At 72.3% G+C, this 18034-nt stretch carries 16 protein-coding genes; 13 read left to right on the plus strand and 3 right to left on the minus strand.

Annotated features, from left to right (window positions below):
- The first annotated feature begins 16 nt into the window (after window positions 1-16).
- The 4 genes from ACFPYL_RS08825 to ACFPYL_RS08840 all read left to right on the plus strand — a co-directional run bounded on the left by ACFPYL_RS08825 (window position 17) and on the right by ACFPYL_RS08840 (window position 4629).
- A complete protein-coding gene (locus tag ACFPYL_RS08825; RefSeq protein ID WP_379153020.1) occupies window positions 17-1774 on the plus strand; it encodes an acetolactate synthase large subunit in 1758 nt (585 codons plus the stop codon).
- Entirely contained in the window at window positions 1771-2325 is a 555-nt protein-coding gene (gene ilvN / locus ACFPYL_RS08830; protein WP_379153022.1) for an acetolactate synthase small subunit, read from the plus strand. Before ACFPYL_RS08825 ends, ilvN begins: the two co-directional genes overlap by 4 nt.
- 33 nt (window positions 2326-2358) lie before the next feature.
- Window positions 2359-3387 carry a ketol-acid reductoisomerase gene (gene ilvC, locus ACFPYL_RS08835; protein WP_379153024.1) on the plus strand — a complete coding sequence of 343 codons (1029 nt, stop codon included), beginning with the start codon at window positions 2359-2361 and terminating at the stop codon, window positions 3385-3387.
- Between the two features lie 138 nt (window positions 3388-3525).
- On the plus strand, window positions 3526-4629 hold the full coding sequence (locus ACFPYL_RS08840; protein WP_379153026.1) for a hypothetical protein: 1104 nt from the start codon (window positions 3526-3528) through the stop codon (window positions 4627-4629).
- Here ACFPYL_RS08840 and ACFPYL_RS08845 read toward each other — a convergent pair.
- Window positions 4626-5522 carry a hydroxymethylglutaryl-CoA lyase gene (locus ACFPYL_RS08845; protein WP_379153028.1) on the minus strand — a complete coding sequence of 299 codons (897 nt, stop codon included), beginning with the start codon at window positions 5520-5522 and terminating at the stop codon, window positions 4626-4628. The two genes, ACFPYL_RS08840 and ACFPYL_RS08845, sit on opposite strands and share 4 nt — an antisense overlap.
- Window positions 5523-5554: 32 nt before the next feature.
- On the opposite strand from ACFPYL_RS08845, the gene ACFPYL_RS08850 reads away from it, so the two are divergent.
- The 3 genes from ACFPYL_RS08850 to ACFPYL_RS08860 are packed head-to-tail and all read left to right on the plus strand — an operon-like array spanning window position 5555 to window position 7919.
- The gene (locus ACFPYL_RS08850; protein ID WP_379153029.1) at window positions 5555-6748 is read left to right on the plus strand and encodes a CaiB/BaiF CoA transferase family protein; all 1194 of its coding nucleotides are present in this window, start codon (window positions 5555-5557) and stop codon (window positions 6746-6748) included.
- A complete protein-coding gene (locus tag ACFPYL_RS08855; RefSeq protein WP_379153031.1) occupies window positions 6748-7368 on the plus strand; it encodes an isochorismatase family protein in 621 nt (206 codons plus the stop codon). The genes ACFPYL_RS08850 and ACFPYL_RS08855 overlap by 1 nt, the downstream gene beginning before the upstream one ends.
- Window positions 7365-7919, plus strand: a complete 555-nt coding sequence (locus tag ACFPYL_RS08860) for a hypothetical protein (protein WP_379153033.1) — start codon at window positions 7365-7367, stop codon at window positions 7917-7919. Before ACFPYL_RS08855 ends, ACFPYL_RS08860 begins: the two co-directional genes overlap by 4 nt.
- An 18-nt stretch (window positions 7920-7937) precedes the next feature.
- Here ACFPYL_RS08860 and ACFPYL_RS08865 read toward each other — a convergent pair whose 3' ends face one another.
- The gene (locus tag ACFPYL_RS08865; protein WP_379153035.1) at window positions 7938-9284 is read right to left on the minus strand and encodes an MFS transporter; all 1347 of its coding nucleotides are present in this window, start codon (window positions 9282-9284) and stop codon (window positions 7938-7940) included.
- Window positions 9285-9372: 88 nt separating this feature from the next.
- Between ACFPYL_RS08865 and ACFPYL_RS08870 the strand changes: the two genes are divergently transcribed.
- Window positions 9373-11007, plus strand: coding sequence for a nitrilase-related carbon-nitrogen hydrolase (locus ACFPYL_RS08870; protein WP_379153037.1), 1635 nt, complete (start codon window positions 9373-9375; stop codon window positions 11005-11007).
- Between the two features lie 30 nt (window positions 11008-11037).
- Here ACFPYL_RS08870 and ACFPYL_RS08875 read toward each other — a convergent pair whose 3' ends face one another.
- Window positions 11038-11754 (minus strand): GntR family transcriptional regulator, encoded by a 717-nt coding sequence (locus ACFPYL_RS08875; protein ID WP_379153039.1) that lies wholly within the window; start codon window positions 11752-11754, stop codon window positions 11038-11040.
- Window positions 11755-11896: 142 nt separating this feature from the next.
- Here ACFPYL_RS08875 and ACFPYL_RS08880 point away from each other — a divergent pair, with 142 nt between their 5' ends.
- Genes ACFPYL_RS08880 through ACFPYL_RS08900 form a run of 5 tightly spaced genes read left to right on the plus strand, consistent with a single transcriptional unit; the run spans window position 11897 to window position 18033 of the window.
- Window positions 11897-13186, plus strand: a complete 1290-nt coding sequence (locus ACFPYL_RS08880) for a flavin reductase (RefSeq protein WP_379153041.1) — start codon at window positions 11897-11899, stop codon at window positions 13184-13186.
- The gene (locus tag ACFPYL_RS08885) at window positions 13183-14490 is read left to right on the plus strand and encodes an acyl-CoA dehydrogenase family protein (RefSeq protein ID WP_379153043.1); all 1308 of its coding nucleotides are present in this window, start codon (window positions 13183-13185) and stop codon (window positions 14488-14490) included. The genes ACFPYL_RS08880 and ACFPYL_RS08885 overlap by 4 nt, the downstream gene beginning before the upstream one ends.
- Complete coding sequence (locus ACFPYL_RS08890; protein ID WP_379153044.1) at window positions 14487-15959, plus strand: aldehyde dehydrogenase family protein; 1473 nt, start codon at window positions 14487-14489, stop codon at window positions 15957-15959. Before ACFPYL_RS08885 ends, ACFPYL_RS08890 begins: the two co-directional genes overlap by 4 nt.
- Window positions 15956-16828: an isocitrate lyase/PEP mutase family protein gene (locus ACFPYL_RS08895; protein WP_379153046.1), complete on the plus strand. Its 873-nt coding sequence runs from the start codon at window positions 15956-15958 to the stop codon at window positions 16826-16828. Before ACFPYL_RS08890 ends, ACFPYL_RS08895 begins: the two co-directional genes overlap by 4 nt.
- Window positions 16825-18033: an FAD-dependent oxidoreductase gene (locus ACFPYL_RS08900; protein ID WP_379153048.1), complete on the plus strand. Its 1209-nt coding sequence runs from the start codon at window positions 16825-16827 to the stop codon at window positions 18031-18033. The genes ACFPYL_RS08895 and ACFPYL_RS08900 overlap by 4 nt, the downstream gene beginning before the upstream one ends.
- The last annotated feature ends 1 nt before the right edge of the window (window position 18034 follow it).

The following is an 18034-nucleotide window of genomic DNA, read 5'->3' on the forward strand; positions in this document are numbered from 1 at the left end:
GTAGGAAGCAGAACCGATGAGCGAGCAGATGACGGGCGCACAGAGCCTGGTCAGGTCGCTGGAGGCCGCAGGCACCACCGAGATCTTCGGCATCCCGGGCGGCGCCATCCTCCCGGCGTACGACCCCCTCATGGACTCCTCGATCCGGCACATCCTGGTCCGGCACGAGCAGGGCGCCGGCCACGCCGCGCAGGGGTACGCCGCCGCGAGCGGCCGGGTCGGCGTCTGCATGGCGACCTCCGGTCCGGGCGCGACCAACCTGGTCACCCCGCTGGCCGACGCGCACATGGACTCCGTGCCGATGGTCGCGATCACCGGCCAGGTCGGCGCCGCGCAGATCGGCACGGACGCCTTCCAGGAGGCCGACATCCGCGGCATCACGATGCCGATCACCAAGCACAACTTCCTCGTCACCGACCCGGCCGACATCCCGCGCACGGTCGCCGAGGCGTTCTACATCGCCTCCACCGGCCGCCCCGGCCCGGTCCTGGTCGACGTCGCGAAGTCGGCGCTCCAGGCGATGACGACGTACTCCTGGCCGAGCGAGCTCGCGCTGCCCGGCTACCGCCCCGTCACCCGGCCGCACTCGAAGCAGATCCGCGAGGCCGCCAAGCTCATCCTCGAGTCCCGTCGCCCCGTCCTCTACGTCGGCGGCGGCACCATCCGCGCCCGTGCCTCCCAGGAGCTGCGCGTCCTCGCCGAGCTGACGGGCATGCCGGTCGTCACGACGCTGATGGCGCGGGGCGCGTTCCCGGACAGCCACCCGCAGCACCTCGGCATGCCCGGCATGCACGGCACGGTGGCTGCGGTCGCCGGTCTGCAGAAGTCCGACCTGATCATCAGCCTCGGCGCCCGCTTCGACGACCGGGTCACCGGCAACCTCGACTCGTTCGCGCCCGGCGCGAAGGTCATCCACGCCGACATCGACCCGGCCGAGATCGGCAAGAACCGCGCGGTCGACGTGCCGATCGTCGGCGACTGCCGCGAGGTGATCAGCGACCTCGTCGTCGCGCTGAAGGCCGAGGCCGACGCCGGGCACACCGGCGACTACGAGGGCTGGGTGCAGTTCCTGGCCGGCATCAAGCGGACCTACCCGCTCGGCTACGACAAGCCCACCGACGGCGGCCTCGCGCCGCAGTACGTGCTGGAGCGTCTCGGCGCGATCGCCGGCCCCGACTCGATCTACTGCGCCGGCGTCGGCCAGCACCAGATGTGGGCCGCGCAGTTCGTCGGCTACGAGAACCCCAACACCTGGATCAACTCCGGCGGCCTCGGCACGATGGGGTACGCCGTGCCCGCGGCCATGGGCGCCAAGGTCGGCATGCCCGACACGACGGTGTGGGCGATCGACGGCGACGGCTGCTTCCAGATGACCAACCAGGAGCTGGCCACCTGCGCGATCAACGACATCCCGATCAAGGTCGCGATCATCAACAACGAGTCGCTCGGCATGGTCCGCCAGTGGCAGACGCTCTTCTACAACGAGCGCTACTCCAACACCGACCTGCACTCGAAGCGGATCCCCGACTTCGTGAAGCTCGCCGACGCCTACGGCTGCGTGGGCCTCGCCTGCGAGAGCCCCGACGACGTCGACGCCACGATCACCAAGGCGATGGAGATCAACGACGTGCCCGTGGTCGTCGACTTCCGGGTCCACCGCGACGCGATGGTCTGGCCGATGGTGGCCGCCGGCACCAGCAACGACGACATCAAGTACGCCCGCGACCTCGCCCCGAAGTTCGAGGACGACGCAGACCTGGAGCTCCGCCCGTGACGACGACCCAGAACACCAAGCACACGCTCTCGGTCCTGGTCGAGAACAAGCCCGGCGTGCTGGCCCGCATCGCGGGTCTCTTCAGTCGTCGCAGCTTCAACATCGACTCGCTGGCCGTGGGTCCGACCGAGCACCCCGAGGTCTCCCGGATGACCATCGTGGTCGACGTCGAGGACACCCCGCTCGAGCAGGTCACCAAGCAGCTCAACAAGCTGGTCGAGGTGATCAAGATCGTCGAGCTCGACGGCTCGACCTCGGTCAACCGCGAGCTCCTCCTGGTCAAGGTGAAGGCGGACGCCGAGTCCCGCGGCCAGGTGCTGGACGCCGTACAGCTCTTCCGGGCGAAGGTCGTCGACATCGCCCCCGACGCGGTGACGATCCAGGCCGTCGGCAATGCTGACAAGCTGGGCGACCTGCTGCGGGTGCTCGAGCCCTTCGGCATCCGCGAGCTCGTCCAGTCCGGCATGGTCGCGATCGGTCGCGGCTCCCGTTCCATCTCCGAGCGCAACCTGCGCCCGGTCACCATCCCGGCCCCGCCTGCCGCGGGCTGACAGCAAGTAACACAACAAGAAGGAGAAGCCCCAGTGGCTGAGATGTTCTACGACGACGACGCCGACCTCTCCCTGATCCAGGGCAAGAACGTCGCGGTCATCGGCTACGGCAGCCAGGGCCACGCCCACGCGCTGTCCCTGCGCGACTCGGGCGTCGACGTGCGGATCGGGCTCCAGCCCGGCTCGAAGAGCCGCGCGAAGGCCGAGGCCGAGGGCCTGCGCGTCCTCACGCCGGCCGAGGCCGCGGAGGAGGCCGACGTCATCGTCATCCTCGCCCCCGACCAGCACCAGCGGAAGCTGTACGCCGAGGAGATCGCGCCGCAGCTCGCCGCTGGCGACACCCTGGTCTTCGGCCACGGCTTCAACATCCGCTTCGGCTACATCACCCCGCCCGAGGGTGTCGACGTCTTCATGGTCGCACCGAAGGGTCCCGGCCACCTGGTCCGTCGCGAGTACGTCGACGGGCGCGGCGTGCCGGTGCTCGTCGCCGTCGAGAAGGACGCTTCCGGCAACGCCTGGCCGCTCGCCCTCTCCTACGCCAAGGCCATCGGCGGCCTGCGCGCCGGCGGCATCAAGACCACCTTCACCGAGGAGACCGAGACCGACCTGTTCGGCGAGCAGGCCGTCCTCTGCGGTGGCGCCTCGCAGCTGGTCATGTACGGCTTCGAGGTCCTCACCGAGGCCGGCTACCAGCCCGAGGTCGCCTACTTCGAGTGCCTCCACGAGCTCAAGCTGATCGTCGACCTCATGTACGAGGGCGGCATCGCCAAGCAGCGCTGGTCGGTCTCCGACACCGCCGAGTTCGGCGACTACGTCTCCGGCCCGCGGGTCATCACGCCCGACGTGAAGAAGAACATGGAGGACGTGCTCGCCGACATCAAGAACGGCTCGTTCGCCGAGCGCTTCATCACGGACATGGACAACGGCTCGCCCGAGTTCACCGAGTTCCGCAAGAAGGGCGAGCAGCACCCGATCGAGCAGACCGGTCGCGAGCTCCGCAAGCTGATGGCCTGGGTGAAGAGCCACGACTCGGACTACACCGAGGGCACCGCCACCCGCTGACCGCCGACCCGGCACTGGTTTTCAGTCGAGCCGGCGCTGGTTTTCACCTGGAGGTGAAAACCAGCGCCGGCTCGACTCATTGCGGGCTGTAACGCTGACGGCCGGTGGCGCGCTGTCGTGGACATGAGGACTCGGAGCGTGACCACACTGGCCGTGCTGGCGCTCGTCGGTGGGTTCGGCGTATCGGCGGCGTCGGCGCAGGCAGCCGTCGAGCTGTGCCAAGGGCACCCGGTGACGATCGCGGCGACGGCCACGGGCGTTCCGGTCACCGGGACGGAGGGATCCGACGTCATCGGCGTCGGCAGGTTCACCGACGTGCAGATCGACGCCAAGGGCGGCGACGACATCGTCTGCGGGGGCCGCTGGTCGACCATCTACGGCGGTCCGGGCGCCGACAGCTTCTCGGGGGTGCCGTCCACCACGCTCGCCTACAGCGACGCCGCGTCGGGTGTCGACATCGACCTCGCGTCGGGGAGCGTGCTCGACGGGGGAGAGGTCGACACGGTCGCCGGCATCCACCGCGTCCAGGGCAGCCCGTACGACGACACCTTCGTCGGGACGGCCGGTCGCGACGACTACAACAGCGGCGACTACTACACGCCCGAGCTCGAGGACGTGCTCGTCCACGGTGACACCGTCGACGCCGGCGCCGGCGACGACACCGTCCGGGTCAGGCTCGGCGACGTCGACCTCGGCGCGGGCGACGACCTCGCCACGGTTGCGGGCGGCACGGTGAACGGTGGTGCCGGCGACGACGAGCTGTACCTCGTGACAAGCGGGGTGGCGAACGGCGGCCCTGGTGCGGACATCATTCGTCCGAGCGTGAGCACCGAGGAGTTCGGGGAGCCGCAGGAAGACGCCCGACTGCTCGTGAACGGCGGCGCCGGCCGTGACGTGATCGTGCACCCGGTCGCCTACACCGTGGGCGAATTCTGTCCGGGCGTGTGCGCCGTCGGCGACCTCCGCGGTGGCCCCGGCCGCGACGTGCTGACCTTCCTGAGCCGGGGAGCGGTCGACCTCGCCGTCGGGAAGGCCCGCTCCGCCCACAGTCGGTCACAGGTCCGCTCCGTCGAGAGCGTCGTGGGCAGCGACGAGGACGACGTCCTCCGTGGCAACGCGGCCCGCAACCGCCTCGTGGGGAACGGCGGACGTGACGTCCTGGTCGGGCGTGGTGGCCGCGACGTTGCCGTCGGCGGAACGGGTCGCGACCGCTGCGTCGCCGAGGTGCGCCGCAGCTGCTAGCCGGGGAAGCCTCCGGCGCGGCCCAGCATCGCGGGCGCCTGCGGGTAGCCGACCAGCTCGCTGATCCACGTGCCGGTGGCCGCCATCGACGTCAGGTCGATGCCGGTCTCGACGCCCGAGCGCGAGAGCAGGTAGGTCAGGTCCTCGGTGGCGATGTTGCCGGTGGCGCCGGGGGCGAAGGGGCAGCCGCCGATGCCGCCGGCCGACGCGTCGAGGACGCTCACGCCGGACTCGATCGCGGCGAGCGCGTTGGCGTAGCCGGTGTTGCGGGTGTTGTGGAAGTGAGCCCGCAGCGGGATCTCGGCATCGAGCGTGCGCAGGCCGGAGACGATCGACCGCACCTGGGCTGGCACGCCGACGCCGATCGTGTCGGCGATGGCGAGCTCGTCGGGCGGTGACTCGAGGACACCGCGGGCGACCTCGAGCACGCGTGACGTCGGGACCTCCCCGTCGAAGGGACACCCGAACGCCGCCGCCAGGATCACAGTCGTCGCCAGGCCCGCCGATCGCGCGTCGGCCGCCATCGCCTGCCAGGCCGCGACCTGCGCGGCCGTGTCGACCCCCTGGTTCTTGAGGGCCAGCCCGTCGGAGACGACCACGACGACGGTCGCCTCGTGGCAACCCGCCGCGATCGCGCGGTCCAGGCCGCGCCGGTTGAGCACCAAGCCGATCGAGCGCAGCCGCGGGTCGTCGCGCACCTCGGCCATCACCGCCTCGGCGTCGGCCATCTGCGGCACCCGGTCGGGGTGCGCGAACGCGGTCACCTCGACCCGGCGCGCGCCGGCGTCGAGCGCACGGCGTACGAGGGCCGCCTTGTCGGCGGTCGACACGAGCCGCGACTCGTTCTGCAAGCCGTCGCGAGGGGACACCTCGACGATCTGGACGACGTTCACGAGCAAACCCTATCTGATATACGATCTGGCGCATGACGACAGGACCACTGGCCGGCGTCCGGGTGATCGAGGCGGGACAGCTGCTCGCCGGCCCCTTCGCGGGGACGCTGATGGCCGACCAGGGAGCCGACGTCGTCAAGGTCGAGGCACCGGGCGCGGGCGACCCGATGCGGCAGTGGGGGCGCACCGACGGTACGTCCCTGTGGTGGCCGGTCGTCGGCCGCAACAAGCGCTCGATCACCCTGAACCTGCGCGAGGAGGAGGGCCAGGAGCTCTTTCTCCAGCTGGTCGCGAGGTCGGACATCATCGTCGAGAACTTCCGCGCCGGCACCTTCGAGAAGTGGAACCTCTCCTACGAGCGCCTGCGCGAGGTCAACCCCGGCATCATCATGGTGCGCGTCACCGGCTTCGGCCAGACCGGTCCCTACGCCTCCCGCGCCGGCTACGGCTCGATCGGCGAGGCGATGGGCGGCCTGCGCTACATCCTGGGCGACCCCGACCGGCAGCCGTCGCGCGCCGGCATCTCGATCGGTGACTCCCTGGCCGCCATGCATGCCACCGTGGGCGCCCTCTCGGCCCTGCAGCACCGCAACCGCACCGGCGAGGGCCAGGTCGTGGACGCGTCGATCTACGAGTCGGTGCTGGCGATGATGGAGTCGCTGGTGACCGAGTGGGACCAAGCGGGCTACCAGCGCGAGCGCACCGGCGCGATCCTGCCCAACGTGGCGCCGTCCAACGTCTACCCGACCAAGGACGGCCAGCTGATCCTGATCGCGGCCAACCAGGACTCCGTGTCGTCGCGGCTGTTCGCGATGATGGGTCACCCGGAGTGGTCGGAGCCCGGCCACCCGTACTCGACCCACGTCGGCCGCGGCAGCGACCAGGCGCACCTCGACGAGCTGATCTCCGCGTGGACCGCCACCGTCGTCGCCGACGAGCTGCTCGACCTGATGGACACCTGCGGCGTGCCGGCGGGCCGTATCTACAAGGCCGCCGACATGCTCGAGGACCCGCAGTTCCAGGCCCGCGAGTCGATTGTCGAGGTCCCGGACCAGACCTTCGGCACGCTGAAGATGCAGAACGTCGTCCCGAAGCTCTCCGCCACCCCCGGCAGCATCCGGTGGACCGGTCCGGAGCTGGGTCAGCACAACGGCGAGGTGTACGGCGACCTGCTCGGCCTCGACGCCGCCCGCCTCGCCGGGCTCCAGGACGCGGGCATCATCTGATGCCGGTGCCGTCGGAGGGCTTCGGCGCCCGCATCGGGTGGGGCTCACGCCCCGCGGTCGTCGTGGTCGACGTCGTGACGGCGTATCTCGCGGGCGGCCCGCTGACCGACGCGGCCGGGCGCTTCGAGAGCGCCCGCGCGAGCGCGGCGCGCGTCGTCGACGCCGCCCGGTCGGCCGGCCACCCGGTCTTCTTCACCACCGTCAAGCTCGCACCCGGCGGCGCCGACGCCGGTTGGTTCGCGGTCAAGGTGCCCGGGCTCGCGGCGTTCGAGGAGGGCTCGCCGTACGCCGAGTTCCCCGACGAGCCCGCCCCGCTGCCCGGGGAGGTCGTGGTCACCAAGCAGTACGCCTCGTCCTTCTTCGGCACCAGCCTCGCGGCCACGCTGACGGCGGCCGGCGTCGACACCGTTGTGGTCACCGGCTTCTCGACCAGCGGGTGCGTGCGGGCGACCGCGCTCGACGCGCTCCAGCACGGCTTCCGCCCGATCGTGGTCGCCGACGCGTGCGGCGACCGCGAGGCCGCGACGCACGACCAGAACCTCTTCGACCTCGACGCCAAGTACGCCGACGTCCTCTCGGAGCAGGCCGTCATCGACCACCTCTCAGGAGCCGCAACGTGACCACCACCGACCTGAACTCGCCCGACCTGACCTGGCTCACGCACGGCATCGCGGGCTCCGACCTGCCGGCCCGGATGGTCATGCTGCACGCGGACCCCGAACGGCAGACCCGCTCGGTCGTGGTGGAGTTCCCGGACGGCTGGCGCCGCGATGCCGTCGGCCACCAGCCGGCGGGGGAGGACATGGTGCTGCTGTCGGGCGCCCTCACGATCAGCGGCGCGACCGCGACCGAGCGTGACCTGCTGTCGGTGGAGCCGCGGGCGACCCGGAGTGCGACCTCGGTGGCCGACGGCACCCGGGCGGTCGTGTGGTTCTCCGGACCCGGCGGCGGCTGGACCGACGGTCCGGCCGCGGACGCCGGGGCGCTCACGGTCACCCCGCTCTCGGCCGACCTGACCGGTCCCGTCACCGCCCACGACAGGCTGGACGGCACGTCGTACGACCACGACGTCGAGGTGGTCTGGCTCGACAGCCAGCGCTGGGCGCACGTGCCGGCCGGCGCCCCGGTGCCGTCGGTCGACGGACGCGCCGTCGTCCGGCACTGGGACTGACCGCCCCGGGCTTCGGACTCAGCCGGCGAGCGCTCGCCGGGCGTCGTCGTCGTACCACTGCGTGGTGCGGTGCAGCACGACGAGCGTGATGAACATCGGCGGCAGCAGCGCCAGCATCGCCAGCGTGAGCGACCCGACCGCATCGGACGTGAGGCCGATCAGCAGCGGACCGGCGGCGCCGCCGAGGGTCGTGACGAACTGGAGCACCGCGAAGCCGACGCCGCGGCGTCGGGCCGGTACGACGTCCGCCGACGCGGCGGTCAGGTTGGGGATCGCCCCGGCGAAACCGACGCAGGCGAGGGTGATCATCGTCATCCGCAGAGGGAGCCCGGGCAGCAGCACGACGCCGGTCAGCGAGACCGCGCCGAGCGCCAGGAACCCGAGGCCGGTGCGCAGCCGCCAGGCCGGCTTCACGCCGTGCCCGCGGTCGCCGATCCGGCTGCCGAGGATGATGCCGATGACGATGCCGGTGCCACCGACGCCGCCGGCCAGGCCCGCGGCCGCGTCGTACTCGAGCCCCTCGGTGCGCTCCAGCAGGGTCGGCAGCCAGTAGAAGAGCCCGCCGAGGCCGAGGTAGAGCAGCGAGAGGCTGGCGATGATGCCGCGCAGCGCGCGGATCTGCAGCACGTCGCGCGCCTCGGCCACCATCGACGTCGTCAGCGACACGGACTCGTGGGCGCCGTCCGGGTCGGTGGTGCCGCGGAGCTGGTCGATCCGGTCGCCGAGGCCGCGCACCGGCTCGCGCAGCGTGAGGACCAGCAGCGCGACCAGCACGCCCGGCACGGCGACGATGAAGAACACCGAGCGCCAGCCGACCGCGGTCGCGAGCGCACCGCCGAGAGCGACCCCGACCGGGAGGCCCATGTAGTAGCCGGCGCGCTCCAGGCCGTACGCCTTGCCGCGCGCCGATCCCGGGTAGTAGTCGGCCAGCAGGCTCGAGGCCGGCGGGTTGTAGAGCTGCCCGGCGGCGCCGAGCAGGATCCGGCTGGCGAAGAAGACGGCGAACGTCGTCGCGACACCGCTCACCACCGAGCAGGCCGCCCAGGCCAGCACCACCAGGGCGACGATCGTGCGCCGGTGGCCGCGGTCGGCGAGCCGGCCGGCGGGCAGCAGCAGGATCACGCCGGCGATCGCCGAGGCGGTCGGGATCGCGCCGGCCAGGGTGTCGCCGAAGCCGAAGTGGTCCTGGATGGCGGGCAGCGCGCCGGCGACCAGGTTGTACTCGACCCGGTCGATGAAGGCGACCAGCGCGATCACGACCGCGGCCCACCACCCGAACGGCGCGACCCTCGTCAGGTCGATCGGCACCGGCCCGCGGCCGGGGAAGGCCTCGATCTCGATTTTGTCTCGGGTCGCTTCCGACATCCGGCCTGCTCCTAGGGTTCGGGGGACTGGTGTGCGAGGCTTGGGGGAAGCGTAGATCATATACAGTCAGAGATTCAGGGGAGCGTGAATGTCGATCGTGCGTGTGGCAGCCGTCCAGTTCGCCGTGTCGGAGGATGTCGAGGAGAACCTCGCGACCTGCCTGCGGATGACCGACCGTGCGGCCGCCGAGGGCGCGCAGGTCGTCGTGCTGCCCGAGTTCTGCAACCACGTCTCCTGGTACGACGGGCGCGAGCACGCCCGGCGGATGGCGCAGACCCTCGACGGACCGTTCGTCACGGCGCTCGCCGCGAAGGCCCGCGAGCACCGCCTCCACCTGATGGCCAACTGCACCCTGGCCCGCGAGGACGGCCGCACGACCGGCAGCAACATCCTCTTCTCACCTGAGGGCGAGATCCTCGCGGTCACCGACAAGCAGGTGCTGATGGGCAGCGAGCGCGACCACCTCGACCCCGCCGTGGCGGCATCACCGGTCGTCGACGTCGAGTTCGGCCGGGTCGGGCTCTACTCCTGCATGGACGGGGTCATCAACGAGACGCCGCGGATGCTCGCGGTCGGCGGCGCCCAGGTGCTGCTCAACAGCCTCAACTCGTTCGCGCTCGACGAGGCGTCGCTGCACGTGCCGGTGCGCGCGGTCGAGAACCGGGTCTGGGTCGTGGCCGCCAACAAGGTCGGCCCGCTGGTGCCCGCCCGCAGCATCGAGATGGTCGCCGAGCGGGTGGGCGTCCCCGTCGAGATGCTGCACGGCGCGGGGGAGAGCCAGGTCGTGGCGCCCGACGGCACCATCGTCGCGATGGGGCCGCGCACCGGCGAGGCGGTCGTGGTCGCCGACATCGACATCGAGGCGTCCGACGACAAGCGCCGCCCCGACGGCACCGACGTGATGGGCTCGCGCCGCCCCGACCTCTACGGTCCGATCCTCGAGGCGCCCCGTGGCCGGCGGCGCGAGGCGGGCGCCGACGAGCTGCTGGCCGCGGTCGTGAGCCCCGCCGACGGTGACGACGTGCGCGCGCTGCTCGCCGACGCGCTGGGCACCGGCGCCGGCCTGGTCGTGCTGCCCGAGCTCGCCGGCGTCGAGCCGGCCGCGATCGTGTCCGCGCTGGCCGGCTCCTCGTCCTACGTCGCCACCAGCGTCGCCGAAGGCACCTCCCACGTCGGGCTGCTGCTCTCCACCGACGGGGTGGAGCTGCGGCAGCCCCAGCTGCACGCCAGCGCGCAGCACCCGTGGGCGAGCGAGCTCGGCGACGGTCTCGCCGTGGTGGACCTGCCGTGGGGGCGCCTCGCGCTGGTCGTCGGCGACGACGCCCTCTACCCCGAGACCTTCCGGCTCGCGTCCCTCCAGGACGTCGACGTCGTCGCCGTGCCCTTCACGACGCAGGCCGCCGCCGACCTCGACCCGCTGCTGCTGGAGCGGGCGGCCGAAAACCGTCTCAACGTGGCGGTCGCCAGCCGCCGGGGTGCGTACGGCGGGGGCGCGCTCTTCCCGCTGTCGACGGACTTCACGCTGTGGGCGCCGGACCGCGCGCCGTTCAGCGGCATCATCAGCCGCCCTGACCCGGTGCTCGCGTCCGGTGCGGTCGAGGTCGCGACGCTGCGTCCCGCGTGCGCGGTCAACCGCTTCGTGAGCAAGGGGACCGACCTGGTCGACGGCCGCCCGTGGGAGCTCGCCGCGGTCCTGGCGACCCCGCTCTCGGTGGTCGAGTAGCCCGCGAGGTACGAGCGGGCGTATCGAGAGTCAGGCGCGGGCGGCCTCGGTCGCCTCCGGCTGGCGCTCGAGGGCCAGCCGGAGCGCCTCCTCGCTGCTGTCGAGGTGGGCGATCCAGGCGTCGCGCAGCTCCTCGGCCTTGCCGTCCTTGGCGAGGTCGAGCAGGGCACGGTGCTCGCCGATGCGCGCCTCGGTCGTCTCGGGGGCCTGGTCCAGGTTGTCCATCAGCAGGTGCAGGTAGCGGTCGGCCGAGTGCCACAGGATCTCGAGCACCCTGCGGTCCACGGACCCGGTGACGTCGTCGAGGATCGCGGCGTGGAAGGCGTGGTGGGCCGCGGCCAGGGCCGAGGGCTCCCGCTCGATCTCGGCGTACTCGTCCAGCGCGACCTGCGCCTGCTCGAGCCGCTCGGCGGTCATCTGCTCCATCGCGCGCATCGTGAGGTCGCCCTCGATGACCCGGCGCAGCCGGTAGATGTCGGCGAGGTCCTCGGGGCTCAGTGACGCGACCAGGGCGGAGCGGCCGGGGCGGAGGCTGACCAGCCCCTCGCTCTCCAGGCGGCGCAGCGCCTCGCGCACCGGGATGTGGCTGACGTCGAACTGCTCGCAGAGCTCCACGATCGAGACGGCCGCCCCGGGCTTGATGTCGCCGTTGAGGATCGCGCGGTGCAGCTCGTCGGTGACGCGGTCGACGAGAGACAGGTGGGCGATCGGGCGGACCGGTGCTCCCGTGCGGGGGGTGCGGGCCATGCGGGCTCTCTCCTCGGGTTGGCGGCCCGACGATCTCGTCGGCCGGTGGCAATCGTGGCATGTCCGGGGGGCGATTGTCCCGAACGGCTTGCGTCATCACCTATCCGATATTGTATATTCTCTAGTCGAAGGGAGGTGCGAGATGGTCGACCCTGCAACGTTCCGGGACGTCATGGCCCAGTGGCCGAGCGGTGTCACGGTGGTGACGACGCTGGTGGACGGCGCGCACCACGGGATGACGGCGAGCTCGTTCTCGAGCGTGAGCCTGGACCCGCCGCTCGTCTCGGTGTGTCTCGACCGGCGCCTCTACTCCCACCAGCTGATCTCGGGCGCGGGCGTCTTCGGCATCAACGTGCTCGCCAAGGACCAGGCCGAGGTCGCCCGCCGGTTCGCCGGCATGGTGCCCGGCCTCGAGGACCGGTTCGCCGGCGAGGCGTGGACCACCGCGGAGACCGGCGTCCGCCTGCTCGACTCGGCGCTCGGCTGGCTGGACTGCCGGGTCCTGCACGAGTACCCGGGCGGCGACCACACGATCTTCGTCGGCGAGGTCGTCGCCGGCCACGCCGCGCGGCGTACGGCGCCGCTGCTCTTCCACTCCCGCGGCTGGGGACAGTTCGCGGACGTGCTGCCCGACGTCGCCACCCTCGCCGACGGCGGGGTCGTGGCCGCGCTGCGGCACCGCGAGCACCCGGAGGAGCTGGTGCTGCAGACCGCGCACGACATCGCCGCGAGTGGCGTGCGGGTGCGGGTGCTCGACCTGAGCCGCAACGACGGTCACCCGGTCGTCGTCCCCGAGCCGTTGGCCGCCGGCGCGAGCGCCCTGGTCGCCACCCGCGAGCAGCTCGAGCTCGCCCTGGAGCTCAACGTCGACGTCGTCGAGATCGCCGTCGACCCGCTTGTCCCGGGAGGCGTCGACCACGTGCGCCGCGTCATCGACGGGCACCAGGACCGCGCCTCGGTGATCGTCCGGGACGCCTTCTCCGACGACCGGGCCGACGCGGTGCTGGCCGCGGTCGCGGCCTTCTCGGCCGAGCGGGTGCTGGAGATCGGCATGTCCGACAGCCAGGGCGCGGCGACGCCGCTCCAGGTGCGGGCCGTGCTCCAGGAGGCCGTCGGGCTCGCCCGCCCGGTGCCGCTGCGCGCCCGCCTGGGCGACCGCGACCGGCTCGGACTGGTCAAGGCGCTGACCGCGCTGAAGAGCGGGGTCCACCACTTCAACACGACGCTGGCCGGGCTCGACGGCGCGGTCGCGACCGAGGACCTCGTCCGCCTGCTCGGCGAGCTCGACGTGGACACCCCCGCGGACGCCGCGCAGGTCGGCCTCATCGCCGACACCCTCCGGGTCTCCCTGACCCCGTCGATCGACCCACACCTCGAGGCCGCCCTGGCCCCGACGGTCCCCGCACCACACCACGTAGGAGCCGCAGGATGACGGCACAGACGACCGGGCGCATCACGGCGGAGCACCTCCTCCCCGACCTCACCGAGGCGGAGCGGGAGCGTGCCCTGCGGGTCGAGTCCGTGCTGCCGATGATCGCCGCCGCCGCCGAGGCGGCCGACGAGGCCGGCGCCCTGCCCGAGGGTCACCTCAAGCTGCTCGGCGACGCGGGTCTGCTCGGCCTCGTCGTCCCGGAGGAGTACGGCGGCCTGGGTGGCGGTCTGCGCGACCTCGCGGCCACGACGTACACGCTCGGCACGGTCTGCGGGTCCACCGCGCTGGCCTACTTCTTCCACTGCTCGTCGTCCTCGCGCGGCCTGCTGCCGCTGGCGGCGCTCGAGGCGGGGCTGTACGACGAGGAGGAGGCGCCCGTCGTGCGCGCCTTCGCCGAGAAGGTGCTGCACCTCATGGGCACCGACAAGAAGGCGATCGGCAACTTCGCGAGCGAGGCGGTCAAGGCCTCGAACGCCAACGTGCTCATTCGCACCACCGCGACCCGGACCGAGGGCGGTTGGCTGCTCAACGGCGAGAAGTCTTTCGGCTGCCTGTCCGGCTCGGCCGACTACTACCTCGTCACCGCGCGCCGCGACGACGTCGAGGGCCTCGACGCGCTCACGCTCTTCCTGGTGCCGCGGCTCTCCGAGGGCTCGCGACCGCGGGCGACCTGGACCGGCCTGGGCATGCGCGCCTCGGACAACAACGGGCTCGTCCTCGAGGACTGCTTCGTCCCCGACGACCTCTCGCTGGCCGTGCCCGGCGCCTTCACCCGCGCGACGTCGATGTCGCGCGGCTCCTGGGTCGGCAACCAGATCGCGATCGCGGCGATCTATGCCGGCGTCGCCCAGGGCGTGTGGGACTACGCGATGGGCCGGACCATGACCGCGACCTTCGCCGACACCGGCAAGCCGATCGCGTCCAGCCCGATGCACCAGGTGCTCATCGGTGACGGCGAGCAGCAGCTGGCCGAGGCACACCTGTGGCTGCGCCGCCAGATCGAGCTCGAGGCCAGCGACCCGCCGATCCTCCCCAAGGAGGAGGTCGTGCAGAGCTGGAAGCTCGCCAAGGGCGCCATCTGCGAGCACGCCCACGAGGTCGCCCTCGCCGCCCTCAAGATGTGCGGCACGTCCGGTGCGCTGATGGGCAACACGATCGGCCGCGCGATCCGGGACACTGCCATGGGACTGGTCCAGGCCTTCCCGGCCGAGCGCGGCAAGCTCGACCTGGCGAAGATGATCGTCGAGCACGAGGGCTGGGCCGGTCTGACGACCACCGACAGCTTTGCGAAGGGGAAGAGTTGAGCAACCGCATCGAGCTCCCGGAGCCCGGCCAGCTGATCGCGGGCGAGTGGTCGGCGCCCGTCGAGCAGCTCGACCTGGTGCTCGAGGACCCTTTCACCGGACGCGAGCTCGGCAAGGCCGCGGCCAGCAGTGCCGCGGACGTGGACCGGGCGATCGGGGCCGCTGCGGCGGCGTACGACGCGGGCGGGTGGCTCGAGCTCCCCGTCGAGCGCCGGGCCGAGGTCCTCGACGCCGTCGGCGCCGCCCTCGGCGAGGAGGTCGGCCGGATCGCCGCGCTCGAGGCGTTCGCGACCGGGGTGCCGGTCAAGCAGACCTCGATCGTCGGCATGATCGTGCCGGGCGCCTTCCACCTGGCCGCCCAGATGCTGCGCGACGGCGTGCTCCGCGAGGACCGCACCTCCGACGCCGGCAACACCGTCGAGGTGCACCGGCTCCCGCTGGGCCCGGCTGTCTGCCTGGTCCCGTGGAACGCCCCCGCCCCGATGGCCGCGCACAAGGTCGCCAGCGCGCTGGCCGCCGGTGCGCCGACCATCCTCAAGCCGAGCGAGTACGCGCCGTACGGCACCACCGAGCTGGGCCGCGTCATCAGCCGGGTGCTCGCCGAGGCGGGCGTCGACCCGGGCTTCTTCCAGGTCGTCCAGGGCGGCCCGGCCGTCGGCGGCCAGCTGGTGCGCGACCCCCGGGTGCGCGCCGTCTCCTTCACCGGCGGTGCGGTCGGCGGCCGTGCCGTCGCGGCCGCGTGCGCCGAGGACTTCACCGCGCTCCAGCTCGAGCTCGGCGGCAACAACCCGCTCGTCGTGATGCCAGACGCCGACCCGGCCGCTGCGGCGCAGGCCGCGGTCGACCTGCTGACGACGCTCAACGGCCAGTGGTGCCGGGCGCTCGGCCGCCTGGTGCTCCCTGCGTCGATGGCCGACGAGGTCGTCGGTCTCGCGCTCGACCGCCTCGCCAAGCTCAACGTCGGCGACCCGCTCGACCCCGCCACCGACCTCGGCCCGATGGTGCACTCGGTGCACGCCGCGCGGCTGCGCGAGGAGATCGCGCGGCGCGGCGGGACCGCCCACGCCAGCACCGAGGTCCCCGAGGGTCAGGGCAGCTTCCTCGCCCCCACGCTGCTGACCGGCGTCGCGTCCGAGGCGGCGACCGAGGAGATGTTCGGCCCGGTCGCGACCGTGCACACCTACGAGACCGAGGCCGAGGCGCTGGCGCTGGCCAACGGCACGCCGTACGGGCTCGAGGGCTACGTCGTCGGCACCGACACCGACCGTGCGCTGGCGTTGGCGCGCCGGGTGCGTGCCGGCGAGGTGAAGGTCAACGGCTCCACGATCATGAGCCTGCACCTGATGTCGCCGCGCCCGGCCTGGGGCCTCTCCGGTCTCGGCGAGGAGGGCACCGTCGAGACGATCCGGATCTTCACCGGTGCGCGGGTGGTCGGCGTCGAGGGCATGACGGCCCTGCACGAGCAATGAACCAGCTCCGCGCGATCCTCGGCGGACCCGACCTGGTCCACCTGCCCGGGGTGTACGACGCGGTGAGCGCCCGGCTCGCCGCCCGGGCGGGCGTGGCCGGCGCGCACCTGTCGGGTGCGGTCGCCTCGGCCGTCGCGCTCGGCCTGCCGGACCTGGGGTTCGTGCACGCCGCCGACATCGTGCGGGTCGCCCAGTCCGTCGTACCCGCCCTGGACGGACTGCCGCTGCTGGCCGACGCCGACACCGGCTACGGCAACGCACTCCAGGCACGGGCGACCGCGCGGTCGTACGCCGCCGCCGGCATCGCCGGGCTGCACCTGGAGGACCAGGTCGCCCCCAAGCGGTGCGGCCACCTGGGCGGCAAGCAGGTGGTCGACGTCGACGAGGCGGCCGCGCGGGTGCGCGCGGCTGTCGACGCCGAGGCGTTGGTGGTCGTCGCACGCACCGACGCCCTCGGCGTCGAGGGCGTCGCGTCGGCGACCGAGCGGTGCGTCGCCTTCGCCGAGGCCGGCGCGGACGCCGTCTTCGTCGAGGGCGCGGGCCTGCCGGACCTGGTGCGGGTGACCGAGGGGGTCACCCGCGCCACCGGCGGCTGCCCGCCTCTCGTCGTCAACCGGTCCGAGGCGGCCGGCGCCGAGCCGCCGTTGGACCAGGAAGCGCTGCGCGAGCTCGGGGTGCGCGTGGTGATCCACCCGGTGTCGGCGCTGCTCGCGGCGGCGCGCGCCCAGCAGTCGGTCTACGCAGCGATCGCGGCGCACGGTGACGCCGGCCCGGTCGAACGTCTCGGCTGGGACGACCTCACCGACCTGGTCGGGCTCACCGACCAGCTGACCCTCGAGCAGCGGTACGCCGCAGGAGCGACCTCATGAACAAGACGCACGTGATCGTCGCCGGCGCCGGTCCGGTCGGGATGACCGCCGCCCTGCTGCTCGCTCGCGGCGGCGTACGGGTGACCGTCCTGGAGGCGGGGGAGTCGCTGGCCGGGGAGTCCCGTGCCTCGACGTTCCACCCGCCGAGCCTCGAGATGCTCGACGACCTGGGCGTCCTCGAGCCGCTGATGGAGCGCGGTCTGGTGTCGACCGGCTTCCAGTACCGCGACCGGCGCTCCGGCCCGATCGCCGACCTCGATCTCGGCGTGCTCGCCGAGGACACCCGGTTCCCGTTCCGGGTCCAGCTCGAGCAGTCGAAGCTGACCCCGATCATCCTCGACGTGCTCGAGGGGATGGACGACGTGACGGTGCACTTCGGACAGCGCGTCGTGCAGGCGTCGACGGACGGCACGACCGCCACCGTCACGACCGAGGCCGGCGACACGTTCACCGCCGACTGGGTGCTCGGCGCCGACGGCGCCAACTCGCAGGTGCGCCAGACCGCCGGCTTCACCTTCGAGGGGATGACCTACCCCGAGCGGTTCCTGGTCGCCTCGACCACCGAGGACCTCGAGGCGATCCTGCCGGGTATCTCGGCGGTCAACTACGTCTTCGACCCGACCGAGTGGCTGGTGCTGCTGCGCACCCCCGAGCACTGGCGGATCCTCTTCCCGACCGACCCCAGCACGCCCGACGAGGTCGAGAACGACCCGGCCCGCGTGCAGGAGCGGTTGCGCGGCGTCGCCGACCTCGGGCGCGACTGGGACGTCCTGCACACCACGCTCTACCGCGTCCACCAGCGCGTCGCCGACACCTTCCGCCGGGGCCGCCTGCTGCTGATGGGCGACGCCGCCCACATCAACAACCCGCTCGGTGGGATGGGCATGAACAGCGGCCTGCACGACGCGTACGTCGAGACCAGGGCGCTCCTCGCGCTGGTGCGCGGCGACGGCAGCCTCGACCAGCTCGACGAGGCGTGCGAGGCGCGGCGCCAGGTCGCGCTGTCCTACGTCAAGACGATCACCCACGACAACTGGGAGAAGCTCCGCCAGGACGACCCGGAGGCCATCCGCGCCTACCACGACGAGCTGCGCGAGCTGGCCGCCGACCGGGAGCGGATGCGCAAGCACCTGCTCAACACGTCGATGATCAACTCGCTGCGCGGCGGCAAGGTCGTCGACATGGTCGGCGTACAGGCTCCATAGT

The organism is Nocardioides hankookensis (assembly GCF_042658885.1).
In the GTDB taxonomy this organism is placed as follows: domain Bacteria; phylum Actinomycetota; class Actinomycetes; order Propionibacteriales; family Nocardioidaceae; genus Nocardioides; species Nocardioides hankookensis.